This window comes from Paraburkholderia sp. SIMBA_027, from assembly GCF_046535315.1.
Lineage (GTDB): Bacteria > Pseudomonadota > Gammaproteobacteria > Burkholderiales > Burkholderiaceae > Paraburkholderia > Paraburkholderia tropica.
The window spans coordinates 1-13,643 of record NZ_JAWRWY010000011.1 but is presented as its reverse complement, the minus strand read 5'-3'; the positions used below and the strand labels follow the sequence as shown (position 1 = coordinate 13,643).

The 13,643-nt window shown below is 63.7% G+C and carries 10 protein-coding genes and 2 pseudogenes; 6 read left to right on the top strand and 6 right to left on the bottom strand.

All coding sequences use genetic code 11. The features are described 5' to 3' along the window. Positions 1 to 145: 145 nt before the first annotated feature. Positions 146 to 1,288 (bottom strand): porin, encoded by a 1,143-nt coding sequence (locus tag SB764_RS21060; RefSeq protein WP_065059006.1) that lies wholly within the window; start codon positions 1,286 to 1,288, stop codon positions 146 to 148. Between the two features lie 843 nt (positions 1,289 to 2,131). On the opposite strand from SB764_RS21060, the gene sfnG reads away from it, so the two are divergent. Continuing rightward, complete coding sequence (gene sfnG, locus SB764_RS21055) at positions 2,132 to 3,235, top strand: dimethylsulfone monooxygenase SfnG (RefSeq protein WP_410864750.1); 1,104 nt, start codon at positions 2,132 to 2,134, stop codon at positions 3,233 to 3,235. A gap of 719 nt (positions 3,236 to 3,954) precedes the next feature. Further along, positions 3,955 to 5,889, top strand: a complete 1,935-nt coding sequence (locus tag SB764_RS21050; RefSeq protein ID WP_065059008.1) for a hypothetical protein — start codon at positions 3,955 to 3,957, stop codon at positions 5,887 to 5,889. Positions 5,890 to 5,918: 29 nt separating this feature from the next. On the opposite strand, the gene SB764_RS21045 is transcribed toward SB764_RS21050, so the two are convergent. Both SB764_RS21045 and SB764_RS21040 read right to left on the bottom strand, forming a co-directional pair. Beyond that, positions 5,919 to 6,341 (bottom strand): cupin domain-containing protein, encoded by a 423-nt coding sequence (locus SB764_RS21045; RefSeq protein ID WP_410864748.1) that lies wholly within the window; start codon positions 6,339 to 6,341, stop codon positions 5,919 to 5,921. A gap of 10 nt (positions 6,342 to 6,351) precedes the next feature. Continuing rightward, on the bottom strand, positions 6,352 to 6,789 hold the full coding sequence (locus SB764_RS21040; RefSeq protein ID WP_065059139.1) for a carboxymuconolactone decarboxylase family protein: 438 nt from the start codon (positions 6,787 to 6,789) through the stop codon (positions 6,352 to 6,354). 382 nt (positions 6,790 to 7,171) lie between these two features. Between SB764_RS21040 and SB764_RS21035 the strand changes: the two genes are divergently transcribed. After that, on the top strand, positions 7,172 to 8,692 hold the full coding sequence (locus SB764_RS21035) for a SulP family inorganic anion transporter (RefSeq protein WP_410864746.1): 1,521 nt from the start codon (positions 7,172 to 7,174) through the stop codon (positions 8,690 to 8,692). Between the two features lie 37 nt (positions 8,693 to 8,729). On the opposite strand, the gene SB764_RS21030 is transcribed toward SB764_RS21035, so the two are convergent. The 3 genes and pseudogenes from SB764_RS21030 to SB764_RS21020 form a co-directional block, all read right to left on the bottom strand. After that, positions 8,730 to 9,005, bottom strand: a complete 276-nt coding sequence (locus tag SB764_RS21030; RefSeq protein ID WP_410864744.1) for a glycosyltransferase family 9 protein — start codon at positions 9,003 to 9,005, stop codon at positions 8,730 to 8,732. Positions 9,006 to 9,699: 694 nt separating this feature from the next. After that, positions 9,700 to 10,446 (bottom strand): annotated as a pseudogene (locus SB764_RS21025) (tetratricopeptide repeat protein); the annotation flags it as partial. A gap of 133 nt (positions 10,447 to 10,579) precedes the next feature. Then, positions 10,580 to 11,179: a short chain dehydrogenase gene (locus SB764_RS21020; protein ID WP_065059013.1), complete on the bottom strand. Its 600-nt coding sequence runs from the start codon at positions 11,177 to 11,179 to the stop codon at positions 10,580 to 10,582. Between the two features lie 108 nt (positions 11,180 to 11,287). On the opposite strand from SB764_RS21020, the gene SB764_RS21015 reads away from it, so the two are divergent. The 3 genes and pseudogenes from SB764_RS21015 to SB764_RS21005 form a co-directional block, all read left to right on the top strand. Beyond that, a complete protein-coding gene (locus SB764_RS21015; protein WP_183040496.1) occupies positions 11,288 to 12,175 on the top strand; it encodes a LysR family transcriptional regulator in 888 nt (295 codons plus the stop codon). Positions 12,176 to 12,283: 108 nt separating this feature from the next. Continuing rightward, complete coding sequence (locus SB764_RS21010) at positions 12,284 to 12,481, top strand: MerR family DNA-binding transcriptional regulator (RefSeq protein ID WP_321868563.1); 198 nt, start codon at positions 12,284 to 12,286, stop codon at positions 12,479 to 12,481. A 186-nt stretch (positions 12,482 to 12,667) separates the two neighbouring features. Next, positions 12,668 to 13,643 (top strand): annotated as a pseudogene (locus SB764_RS21005) (hypothetical protein); the annotation flags it as partial.

Here is a 13,643-nt window from a genome sequence, read left to right as displayed (position 1 = left end):
CAAATTCCCTGGACTTTCCGGTGCAGCGATCCGCGATTAAACGCCATCAAACCGCGGTAAAAAAGGCGCCTCCGTCACGGCGGAGACGCCTTTTTTGTTGTCCGCAATTCAGGCCGGATCAACCGGCCCGATTGCGCGGGGGGGCTTAGAAGCGGTGGCGCATGCCGACCGTTGCCGCCACCTGGTTTTGCGTCGTCGAGTTGCCGATCAGACCGGCAATGTTGGCCGTATTGCCGATCACGTCCGTGCCGTTGTCGTAGACATTGCCCGAAGCGTGCTGGTAGGCGCCGGCCACGTAGACGTCGGTGCGCTTGCTCAGCGAGTAGTCGAGCGCGAGGGTGGCCGAATGCCACTTCGGATCGCTCGAGTTCGTGCCCGCGCCGGTCGTCTTGCCGTACGTGAACGTGTAGTTGCCCACGATCGCGAGTGCCGGCGTGAGGCTGTACGTGCCGTTGACTTCGATATTGTCGAAGCGTGCGTTCAGGCCGGTGACGCCGAACGAAGCGCCTTGAATGCGCGTGTGCGTGTACAGCACGCCAGCCGTGCCCGGGCCGAACGCGTAGGTCGCGCCGACGCCGTAGGTGCGCTTCACGTCGCCGCCCAGCAGCGTCGTGGCCGCGGCGTTGGAGTTGGTGGTGCCGTTGATGTCGGTGTTCGTCTGGTCATACGCGGCGGCCACCGTGAGCGGGCCTGCCGAGTAGCCGGCGCCCACGCTCCATGCGCGGCCGTTCGAGAACTGGCCCGGATCGTTGCTGAAGCCGTACAGGCCGCCGAAGTGGAAGCCGGCGTAGTTGGCGCTTTCATACTTGATCGCGTTGTTGATCGAGTATTGCGCACCGATGTTGTCGTTGTTGTACGGGTGGGCGGCGAGATTGACCACGCCTGCCTGGCCGGCCAGCGACAGCGGCGACAGATAGTCGACGACCGAGTCGTACTGCTTGCCGAGCGTGACCGTGCCGTACTGGGCGCTTTGAATACCGACGTACGCCTGACGATTGAACATCGAGCCGTTGCTGAAGCCGCCGTTCGACAGGCTGAAGCCCGATTCCAACTTGAAGATTGCCTTCAGGCCGCCGCCGAGGTCTTCAGCGCCCTTCAAACCGAAATAGGTATTCGAGAGCAGGCTGCTCGACTGAAGCCAGTCGCTATGGCCGCCCGCGTTGTTGACATACGCGATGCCTGCGTCGAGCGAGCCATACAGCGTGACGCTGCTTTGTGCGTGAGCGGCAATGCCGAAAGCGCTGAGCGCCGCTGCCACGACCAATTTCTTATTGAATTTCACGTTCATTCTGCACGTTCCTGTTTCTGAGGCAATTACTCATAGACAAGCTGAATATGAGCGGTGTAAATCTGCCGGGTTGGGACGGACGAAATATATCGCTGTCGCACTCCAATGCCGTTGCACTCATCCAACAGATCGCGCCTTTACCGTCATGATTTGAGATAACGCAAATAATCTTTTACAGAATGAAATGTCCCCCTCATGTTGCGATCTCGATAGTCTTTATGCGCTGCAGGTCGCATTATTGGCATGCTTCGAGGGAATTCGACGTCATCGCGCGTCATCCCGGTTTTCCGGATAAAACGATACGAAAGGACAAACCTGTCGTCGGGAAAGGCGCGGTTCAAGGCCGGGAACGGATCACGGCGCTAAAGCTGGCGCGCTAATGAGTTCAATGACGGGCGTTTGAGCCATGGCGATCCGTATGGGGAATGCATTGTGCGGAAATCGTCAGAGACCCGCGTCGCTCCATTCAAATTGCAGCGATTCAGGGCGATGACGCCGCATTGCGGAATTTTCGCGATCTCTGTATGGCGGTTCGTCGTGCGTTACCAGTCAGGCGAATAGTGCGTCATTACGCCACAGTTTAAAGACGATATTGCCGGATTAGAGGGAATGATCGTGTCCGTTACAGCGGTTCCAAATGGCTGTCACGATAACGGTGGAAAAGCCGCTGGCAGATTGAAGCGCTGTCCGCTACGACGATCGAACCGGCGCAATCGCTTCGCAATGCCGTTCGCGCATAGCAGTCAGGCGACTTTTCATAGCACGAGAAAATCGTTCAGCCGCGTGCGCAAATCCTCAAAGATGAGGGACCGCTCACTCCACTCATCTTTCAGGAAGCCGACTATGAGCCAGCGCACTCCCGCCGACGACGCCATCAAATTCGCCTACTGGGTGCCGAACGTGAGCGGCGGTCTCGTCGTGAGCAAGATCGAGCAACGCACCGACTGGAGCCTCGAATACAACCAGAAGCTCGCGCAGACCGCCGAAAAAGCCGGTTTCGACTACGCGCTCAGCCAGATCCGCTTCACGGCCGGTTACGGCGCGCAGTATCAGCACGAATCGGTGTCGTTCAGTCAGGCCTTGCTGCATGCCACCACGAAGCTCAAGGTGATCGCCGCGATCCTGCCCGGTCCGTGGCATCCGGCCGTGGTCGCCAAACAGATCGCGACCATCGACCATATTTCGAACGGGCGCATCGCCATCAACATCGTGAGCGGCTGGTTCAAGGATGAATTCACGTCGATTGGCGAGGCGTGGCTCGAGCACGACGAACGCTACCGGCGCTCGAACGAATTCATTCAGGCGGTGAAGGGCATCTGGACGCAGGACAACTTCACGTTCAAGGGCGACTTCTATCGCTTCAACAACTACACGTTGAGTCCGAAGCCGGTGCAGAAGCCGCATCCGGAGGTGTTTCAGGGCGGCAGTTCGCGCGCAGCGCGCGACAACGCGGCGAGCGTCTCCGACTGGTACTTCACGAACGGCAACACGGTGGAGAATCTCAAGGCGCAGATCGACGACATTCGCGCGAAAGCGCAGAAGAACCAGCACAGCGTGAAGATTGGCGTGAATGCGTTCGTGATCGCGCGCGACACGGAAGAGGAAGCCCGCGCGGTGCTCGACGACATCGTGCGCCATGCCCACGTGGAGGCCGTGGAGGCCTTCGGCAGCGCGGTGAAAGAGGCGGGCAAGGCGTCGCCCGAAGGCGAGGGCAACTGGGCGAAATCGACCTTCGAGGACCTCGTGCAGTACAACGATGGCTTCCGCACCAATCTGATCGGCACGCCGCGCCAGATTGCGGAGCGCATCGTCGCGCTCAAGGCGATTGGCGTCGACCTCGTGCTCGCGGGTTTTCTGCACTACATCGAAGAAGTGGAGTACTTCGGCGCGAAGGTGCTGCCGCTCGTGCGCGAACTGGAACGCGCGCGCGAATCCCAGCCGGCGTAATCAGCGGGTATTCACGATGTCATGATTTCAATTACATTTTCATCGGATGTTTTATTCATCCGATGAAAATGTAATCATATTGCGTCGAAAAGCGAACCCGGCCCGTCATTGCAATAAAAATTAGAATTAAAACAGGGCCGGTATCCACCGGACATAATTTCGCGCACGTCTTCAGTTCCTCTCAAGTCCGCCGTTATAGGCCTCAAGTGGTCCTCATTCGCGGTCATCGCACGACAGCGTGCGCGCACCGAAGCAAAAATTTCCCGATATGGACGCGATTTCGACGGTAACGAATTTAATTATCGGCAATTCGGTTTTGTATTGCCTTATGTAACACTTTCTTACGTCGAATTGGTATATATCAGGAGAAATGCCAGGTAAGATCTGCCGCCGCGAATGATCTGATTTTAAGCAGTGAATTTGCCGCTTCGGCTCACCGAAGGCGCATGTCCCCCAAATTCCCTTGGGAACCCGCGCAAGGCCGCAAGTCCCGACGACGCAATCGCCGCAACGGCGCGCTCCCGGCGCGCCCGCGCCCAGGCGAAAAGGACAGATACGCCGGTTCGACCGGGTGCGCCAGCCGCGCCCTCGTTTTGACGGACGAAGTGCGCATTCGACCGATGCGCGGCGTCCGCCGACCTCTCATACCAGACCTTCGGCCTGCAGCCGGGCGCGCGAGCGCCGCTGCCGGCTGGGCGTCGCTTTGCCTATTACAAACGATGAAGCCCATTCTTATTTTGCTCTCCTCATCGCTGCTACTGGCGGCTTGCGGGGGAGGCGGGTCCGGGGGGACCGGTTCGGACACCACGAACGCCAACGCGTCCGGCGGCGCGCAAAACGCGGGCTCGAACGCCGTCAACGCCAGCGGCGGCACCGATTCGCCCGTCGTGGCGAAGGGCGCGATGACCTGCGGCGCGCCTTCGGCCTCGAGCGCGACGGCCAGCGGCACGCTCGTGTCCGCCGACACGCCGAGCGCGCAAAGCGGCCGCATCTTCGCCTCGGGCGCGAGCTTTCCGGTGACGATCGTGACCAACGCCGCGTCGCCCGACACGCTGAACTGGTCGATCGCCGATCAATTCGGCAACGTGGCCGCGAGCGGCACCACGCCGGTCACGGCGGGCGCGGTGACCACGACGGTGAACTGCTCGTCGACGCTCGCGGGTTACTTCGCGATCTCCGCCTCGCTCGCCAGCGCGGGCGGCCAGATTCCCTCGGCCGGCACGCGGCCCGCGGGCAACGCGACCTTCGGCGTGCTGCCCGCTCTGGGTAGCGTGATTCCCGCGGTGACGTATGCGCATCAGGACCTGCACCGCTTCGGCATGCAAGGCGAGGACGGCAACGCCGCGGTGCTCTCGGCGCTCGGCATTTCGTGGCAGCTCGATCATCGCGAGCTCTACAACATGGAGCCGAACGGCCCCAACACCTTCAATCCGAACGCCAATAATCTCGATCCGTTCTTCACCTCGGGCAACGTGATGCGACTGATCCGTCTCGACGGCATTCCCGCGTGGGCCAGCCCGACGAATGCCTTCGAGGACGAGACACTGCCGCCCACCGATCTCTCGTACTATCAGGATTACATGAGCCGCGTGGGCACCGAATCGAATTTAATTCGGACTACGTATTTCAAGAATCAGTCGGCCAACTACTATCAGCTCACGTGGGAGCCGGACGCGCAGTGGGCGGGCACGAACGCTCAATTCGTGCAGCTTTATCAGACCGTCTATCAAGGGCTGCATTCGACCGATCCGCACGCCGTGCTGATGGGCCCGGCCGATACCGCGCCTTCGGGCACTGCCGAGCAGTTGCGCACGCTCGCGTCGCTCGGCTTCGCTCAGTATCTCGATGGCGTGACCACGCACGGCTATTACGACATCAACGGCACGTCGCCGTCGTATCCGCCTGAGCGGCTGGCGACCGATCCGTCGACGGCGTCGGGGTCGCTGATCGGCCAGATGCGCACGCTGCGCAGTGAAATGGCCGCCGACTACAAGCCCGGCATGAAGCTGTTCCAGACCGAAGTGGGCATCAGCTACGACAACGGCTCGTCGTACGGCGCGAACTACCCGACGGCCAACGTGCTGTACGCGCAGGGCGCGGTGGCCGCGCGCGCACACCTGATCGCGCTCGGCGAAGGCGCGGACCAGACGTGGGTGTTCTACGGTGCGGACTTCCCGGGCCTCGTGGGCTACGGCACGTTCTTCGATCTCGCCGATGCGCAGGGCCAGTACGGCGCAACCAACATCAGCCCGAAACCGGCGGCGATGGCCGTGGCGGCGATGACGCGCATCATCGACGGCACCAACACGCTCGGTCCCGTCAACGGCGTGCCGTCCGGCGTCTACGCCTACGCGTTCCAGCAGTTGAACAACGGCTCGGTGATCACGGCGCTCTGGACCCACAACAACACCGTGTGGAACGCCAGCGCGGGCTATAGCTCGACGTACAGCACGGTGTACAGCCTCGCGGTGGACGCGCCGGGTACGAACGGCACGGTCACGGTGCTCGACATGATGGGCAATCCGTCGACGGTGGCCTACAGCAACGGCTCGGTCACGCTGAACCTCACGGAGTCGCCGGTCTACGTGGTGTCGAACAATGCGACGGTGGCCAAGGCCAACACGACGCTGCCGACGGGTTACGTGCCGAACTGAGGCACTGCGCGCGAACTTCGCGCCTGGGCTTAGTGCGGAATCGGCTGCTTGATCGCATCGTGCTCGCCGGCGACGGCGAACACGAGGATCTGCGCCGGCTCCGTCGCGCTGACGTTGCGCGCGAGGAGGTGACGCGAGCCGGGCGGCTCGTACCACGCCTCGCCGGGGCCATAGGTCAGCGCGGGCGAGCCTTCGATCTGCGATTCGATATGGCCCTGCGTGACGTAGGCGAACACCGATCCCTTGTGCATGTGCGGCTCGGACGCCTGCCCCGGCGCGAACGTCACGGTGGCGATCAGCACGTTCTTGCCGGGCGCTTCCGGAATCGTCTGCTTCATGACCGGGGCGATGGTTTCGCTTGCGGCGTCGTGCGCCTGCGCGGTGTTCATCGACGCGAGCGCGATCATCAGCGACGCAAGCGACGCCAGCGCGGTTTGCAGAATCGTCTTCATGGCGCGCCTCTCAGGCGGGCATTTTGCGGAACGCGATTGCCAGGCGATTCCAGCTATTGATCGCGTTGATCAGCAGGGTCAGGTCGACGATTTCGGCGTCGCTGAAATGCGGCTTGACGGCTTCCCAGACCGCGTCGGGCACGTGCTCGTGCGAGACCAGCGTGAGCGCCTCGGTCCATTCGAGCGCGGCGCGCTCGCGTTCCGTGAAGAAGGGCGTCTCGCGCCACACCACGACGGTGGCCAGACGTCGTTCGGTTTCGCCGCCCTTGCGCGCGTCGCTCACGTGCATGTCGACGCAGTAGGCGCAACCGTTGATCTGCGAGGCGCGCAGGCGCACGAGTTCGGCGAGCGGCTTGTCGATGCCGCTCTTTTCGACGCGTTCTTCGAGTCCGAGCAGGGCCTTGATGGCGTTCGGATTGGCGCGGTAGAAGTCGAGACGCTGTTGCATGATCGTTCCTTCGAAGTGGGCCGCGCCGGGGAAGGGTGGCGCGATGAACGTCATCGTAGTCGCGATAGCGGCTATTCAAAATAGCCAGTTTTCGGCTATTTCAGGTAGCCACTTTTCCGCCTCCTTTAATGCTTCCCGTGCGCTCGACGAGGCCATCGTCGCCTGCGCGTCAACGCCGATTCTGTTAACATGCGCGCTGCCGCTCGTCCGGACTCCGGCGCGTGCGCCTACATGTTTTACGGTGATGCGCCCTATCGGGCCTCGTACGCAGGCCCGCCGACGCACCGTGCAGGTGCATCCGGACCGGGCGCGCCTCGTCGCGTTGTTTTGCAGCGCGCTTTCAGCCCGTTTCCCCGTCTTTTTCCGGTCTACCGCCCGCACCATGGAATCCGCCCGTTCCACTCCGAGCCGTTCCACGGCGCCGTTTTCGTTCTCCGCGCTGCGCAGCGAATTGCTCGCCGGCATCACGTCTTCGTTCGCGCTGGTGCCCGAGTGCATCGCGTTCGCGCTCGTCGCGCACCTGAATCCGCTGATGGGGCTCTACGGCGCGTTCTTCATCTGCACGATCACGGCGCTGTTCGGCGGCCGCCCCGGCATGATCAGCGGCGCGGCGGGCTCGATGGCCGTGGTGATCGTCGCGCTGGTGGTGCAGCACGGCCCGCAGTATCTGTTCGCGACCGTCGTGCTCGGCGGCCTGCTGATGATGCTGTTCGGCGCGCTCAAGCTCGGCAAGCTCATCCGCATGGTGCCGCACCCGGTCATGCTCGGCTTCGTGAACGGCCTCGCGATCATCATCGCGCGTGCGCAGTTCGAGCACTTCAAGATGCCGGGCGCGCACGGCATGGAATGGATGCACGGCCAGGCGCTCTGGCTGATGTGCGGTCTCGTCGCGCTGACGATGGCGATCGTTTTCGTGATGCCGCGTCTGACGAAGGCCGTGCCGCCCGCGCTGGTGGCGATCGTCGGCGTGGGCGCGGCGGCGGCGTTGCTGCATCTGCCCGCGCGCACGCTCGGCGACATGGCGCACATCGCGGGCGGCCTGCCCGTGTTCGCGATTCCGGGCGTGCCGCTGAATCTGGAGACGCTGCGCATCGTGTTGCCCTATGCGGTGCTGATGTCGCTCGTCGGCCTGCTCGAAACGCTGCTCACGCTCAATCTCACCGACGACGTGACCGCCTCGCGCGGCCAGCCCAACCGCGAATGCGTGGCGCTCGGCGCGGCCAACGTGGTGTCGGGCCTGTTCGGCGCGATGGGCGGCTGCGCGATGATCGGCCAGACCGTCATCAACCTCGGCTCGGGCGGTCGCCGCCGTCTGTCCGGCGTGACGAGCGGCGTGATGATCCTGCTTTTCATCCTGTTCCTGTCGCCGCTGATCGAGCGCATTCCGCTCGCCGCGCTGGTGGGCGTGATGTTCATCGTGGCGGGACAGACGTTCGCGTGGGGCTCGCTGCGCGTGCTGCACAAGGTGCCGCGCAACGACGCCGTGGTGATCGTCGCGGTGACGGTCATCACCGTCTGCACCGATCTGGCGACCGCCGTGATGTGCGGGATCGTGATCGCTTCACTGAATTTCGCGTGGCAGCACGCGCGCGAATTCCGCTGCGAGATGCGCGACGAGCCGTCGGGCGAGCGCGTCTATACGCTGCGCGGCACGCTGTTCTTCGCCTCGGCGGCGCAGTTTCAGACGCTGTTCGATCCGGCGCGCGATCCGGCGCAGGTGCGCCTCGACTGCGCGCATCTGCAGGTGGCCGATCACTCGGCCATCGCCGCGCTCGAAGCGGTGCAGGCGCGCTACGAGCGTGCGGGCAAGCACCTGACGTTCGCCCATCTCTCGCCGCGTTGCAGCGGTCTGCTCGCGCGCGCCGATGCGGACGTGCGGCTGGCGGCGGAACGCGCGTCCTGATTGATGCAATGAGCGGCGCGCGTCGATCTCGCGGCGCTTAAGCTTTCGCTAACGCATCGAGCGCGCGCGCCACGCGCTCGATCACCTCATCCCAATCGCCTGGCGCGCGCTGCTGGAACAGCCGCGCGCGCGGATACCACGGCGAATCGTCGCGCTCGCGCAGCCAGCGCCAGCACGCGTCGTAGCGCGACAGAATCCACACCGGCTTGCCGAGCGCGCCCGCGAGGTGCGCCATCGACGTATCGACGGTAATCACGAGATCGAGTGCATCGACGATGGCGGCCGTATCGGCGAAATCCTGCGCCGCGTCCATCGGATCGAGCGGACGCAGTTCCGCCGGCAGCGTGGATCTGCGGCTGCGTCGCTTCCCCTTTTTGCAGGCTCACGAAGCGCACGCCGGGCACGCGCAGGATCGGCAGCCAGTCGCGTGCGTGCGTGGAGCGGCGCTGGTCGATTGCGTTCGCGCGCGGATCCTGCGGACGCGGCGCGCCCGCCCAGACGACGCCAACCTTGAACCCGCGCGCCGGCAGCCGCTCGCGCCAGCTTTGCGCGAGCGCGGCGTCCGCGCGCAGATAGGGCATGGGCGCCGGAATCGTCTCGACCGTGGTGCCGAAGCGCAGCGGCAGGCTCATCATGAAACACCAGTAGTCGTGGCGCGGGATCGTGCCCTGACCGTCGAGCACGTAGACGGCGTCCACATGTTCGAGGCTTTTGAACAGCCGCCCGAGCGCGGGGCCGCACGCGACGCTCACGCGCGCCGCGCCGCGGGCTTTCAGCAGCGTGACGTAGCGGCAGAATTGCAGGTCGTCGCCATAGCCTTGCTCGGGCCAGACGATGATCGACTTGCCGTCGAGCGGTTCGCCGCACCAGCGCGGCCACGGCACCGGCGGCAGTTTCACCGCGTGCTCGCCGACGGTTTCGTCGTGACGCGCCTCGTAGAGCGGCCAGCCTTCGGCATAGCGGCCGTTGCGCAGCAGCAGCATCGCCAGATTGCCCTTGACGACGGTGTAGTCGGGCCGCAGCGCGAGCGCCTGGCGATAGGCGGCGATCGCTTCATCGGTGCGCGCCTGCTGGTTGAGCGCGTTGCCGAGATTGTTGTGCGCCTCGGGCACGCTCGGGTCGGCCGCGAGCGCGCGCCGGAACGCCGCCTCGGCCTCGGGCTGGCGGTTCAGGTCGAGCAGCAGCAAGCCGAGATTGTTGTTGGCGTGCAGATTGTCGGGCTCGCGTTCGAGTATGTGCCGATATTCGGCGTGCGCCGCGTCCAGACGCTGCGTGTGCCAGAGCAGCAGCGCGAGATTGCTTCGGGCTCCTGCGTGATCGGGGGCGATGGCGAGCGCCTGGCGCAGCACGGTTTCGGCTTCGGCTGCGCGGTCCTGGTCGCGCAAGGCGAGCCCGAGATTGCCGAGCGCCGAAGGCCAGTCCGGCTCGATGGCGAGCGCCGCGCGCCAGGCGTGTTCGGCCTGCGCGGCCTGCTTGCGCGCGTAAAAGCGGTTGCCGAGCGCGAGGAGCGCGGTGGCAAGCGCGGGCGAGGCGTCGGGCGGTGCGTGAGCGGTGTCTGCGATATCAGCGGAACCGGCGGGATGCTCTGCGTCGGCGCGTTCGAGCGCGTGCAGGCAGCGCGCCGCGAGATGCAGCGCCGCGCGATTGGCCGGATCGTGTTCGAGCAGGGCTTCGAGCAGCGCGAGCGCCTCGGCGTGGCGGCCTGCGCCATAAAGCGCGACAGAGGTGAGGGGATCGATCGTGGGCGTATTCATGGCGGGGCGGGGCGGACGTTGGATCTGTCCCAGCGTAGGCGCGCGCCATCTCACTATCCATCGGCTAAATCCGAATTTTCCGATAGCCGATGAGAAGGCGGCGGCACGCGCTCACCGCGCCCGCGCCGGACCTTCACCAGACGCGATAAACCCGCCCCGTCTGCACGCCTTCCACGCTGCGCTGGTACGCAAGCGCCGCGCGCTGCGCAGGCACGCTTTCGAAGCCGGGGAAGAAGCCCGCGAAGCGTTCCAGCGACTCGGTCAGCACGGTCGGGCTCACCGCGTTGATGCGCCGGTTGCCGCGCAATTCCGTGGCGGCGGCGCGCACGAAGCCTTCGATCGCGCAGTTCACGGCGGTCGCGTTCGCGCCCTGGGCGATGGGTTCTTCGGCGACGATGCCGCTCGTCAGCGTGATCGAGCCGCCGTCGCTCAGATAGTGCTGGCCGATCAGCGCGAGCCGCACCTGGCCGAGCAGTTTGTCCTGCAAGCCGATGTCGAACTGCGCCGCGTTCATCTGCGCAAGCGGCCCGAAATGGACGTGACCGGTCGCCGAGACGATCGCATCCACCGTCCCGACTTCGCGGAATAGCGCGGTGACGCTGGCGTCGTCGGTGAGATCGGCGCGGTAGGCGCCGCTCGTGCGGCCCACGGGCACGATCGTGTGCGTTTCGCCGAGCGTCTGCGCGATCGCGCGGCCCACGGCGCCGCTCGCGCCGACCAGAAGGATTTTCATGTGCATCGCTCCATCGAAAAGATAACGGGATGCCCACACTATCCGCCTGACACCGTAAAGAATAAATGGACGATAATTTCGTTCACCTGAAACCAGGAGTTAGTAATCATGGACCGGCTGCGCAGTATCGAAGTGTTCGTGAGCGCCGTGGACAGCGGCAGTTTCAGTGCGGCGGCGCGCGCGCTGGACCTGAGCCCGGTGATGGTGGGCAAGCACGTGCGGCAACTGGAAACGCATCTGGGCGCGCAGCTGCTCCAGCGCAACACACGCGCGCAAAGCCTCACCGACGCGGGCCGCCGCTTCTACGAGGAAAGCCGCAAGGTGCTGGAGCAACTGGCGCTGGCGGAGGCGTCGGTGGAGCGCCTGCGCGCCGAGCCGCGCGGCACGCTGCGCATCAGCGCGGCGACCACGCTGGGCGCGTGCGTGGTCGCGCCGCTGGCGGCGGCCTATCAGAACGCGCATCCTCAGGTGCGTATCGACCTCGATCTGAGCAACGGCGTGGTCGATCTCGTCGATGAAGGCTTCGACGTCGCGGTGCGCATCGGCGCGCTCGATCCGGACCTCGATCTGATCGCCCGCCCGCTCGGCCAGTACCGCATGACGATCTGCGCCGCGCCCGCGTATCTGGCGCGGCACGGCACGCCGCGCACGCTCGCCGACCTCGCCGATCATCGCTGTCTGAGCCACGCGGTCTGGGATCGCCGCAACGGCTGGCGGCTGCTCGGCGACAACCGCTGGCCCGAGCAGACGGACTTCGTCTGCAACGACGGCCACGGCCTGCGCCAGGCGGCGCTGCACGGCGCGGGGCTGCTGCTGCAACCGGCCATTCTCGTCGCCGACGATCTGGCGTCGGGCCGTCTCGTCAGCGTGCTCGACGCGTTCGCGCCCGAGGGACGGCCGGTGTACGCGCTGTATCGGCAGGACCGGCAGCCGCTGCCGAAGATCCGCAGTTTCGTCGATTTCCTGGCGGAGCACGCAGCGGCGCAGCTAGGCTGAGCCGCTCGAACCGGTTCGAACGGAACGCTCCGGCGTGGGCGCAAAATCGCGCTTGACCTGGAGCGCGCTCGAAGTCTCACCATCGTGGTTGTCGTTGAGGGGAAGCACATGAAAATTGGCGATGTGGCCGGCCTGACGGGCTTGTCGGTGCATACGATCCGCTACTACGAGCGCATCGGCCTGATTCCGTTCGCGTTGCGCGACGGTTCCGGGCAGCGCGCGTACGACCGCTCGATTCTCGACTGGCTCGCTTTTCTGGGCCGTCTGAAGACCACCGGCATGCCGATTCAGGGCATTTCGTTATGACTTCCCGGACATTCAAGTATCACAACAGCATTGCATGCGGTAACGCAACGTGCTGAATTTAAAGAATTTTTCAGACCTTTTCAATTTTTCATGGGTTTGGCATAGCTCTCGATTGCGGAAACGGCTTTCCGGACTTTTTCCGGACCCGCGTTTATACTTGTGGCCACTGTCACGAACGGGGGCGCTATGCCTGCTGTCAACCTTAAATCCAAGACTGCGCGGGGCAAGCTCGCCCCCCGCAAAGAACCCTACTGGGAGCGCCTCGCGAGTGGTCTGTTTGTGGGATACAAAAAGTTTGCCGATGTTGGCGGGGCTTGGTCCGCGCGTCGTGCGAATGACGCCAAGCGATACGACTATCATCCGATTGGCGACGATTCGACGCTTGACTATGACGAAGTCGTTGCGGCTGCTCACGCGTGGAACCGGGAATTGTCTGCGGGTGTTAAAAATACAGATTTGACGGTTGCCGATGTCTGCAAGCTGTACGTATCCAATCGCATGAAAGAGAAAGGCGCTAAATGCGCCAGCGATGCACACAACCGTTTTGTAAGATATCTTTACCCGGAGACTTGCACCATTGAACGGGGGGCAAAGATGCCGAACGGTAGGAGGAAGCGCATCGATGCCTTCATATACCGGAATCCCATTGGTTCGATCCTGTTCGCCAAACTCCAGCCGCTGGACGTGGAGCGCTGGCGTGACGCACAACTCGATAATGACGATCCCGACGATATCGAGGCATATAAACGCGCCAAGGATTCGATCAACAGGAATCTGAGCACACTGAAAGCGGCCTGCAACTACGCGAAGGATATTCTGAACCTCGTATCGACTGACAAAGGATGGAAGTCGATCAAATACTATAAGGGCGTGGACGCCCGCCGTGAGGGGTATCTTAATGCCGACCAACGCGCCGTATTGTTGGGGGCCATGCAAGCCGATTTGCGCGCCCTAGCAACTGCATTGCTGTTGATTGGTGCGCGTCCTGGAGAGATTGCGAACGCGAATATTTCCGACTTCGATCAGAAACGGGGGCGCTTGTTCCTTGACGGAAAAACGGGGCCGCGAACGATTTCACTGTCTAACAGGCTGTTGAAGTATCCCCCTCGTGGCGTGACGGTAGCTTTCCCAAGAGTTTCTGCTCCGATTCGGGGGGGGGATT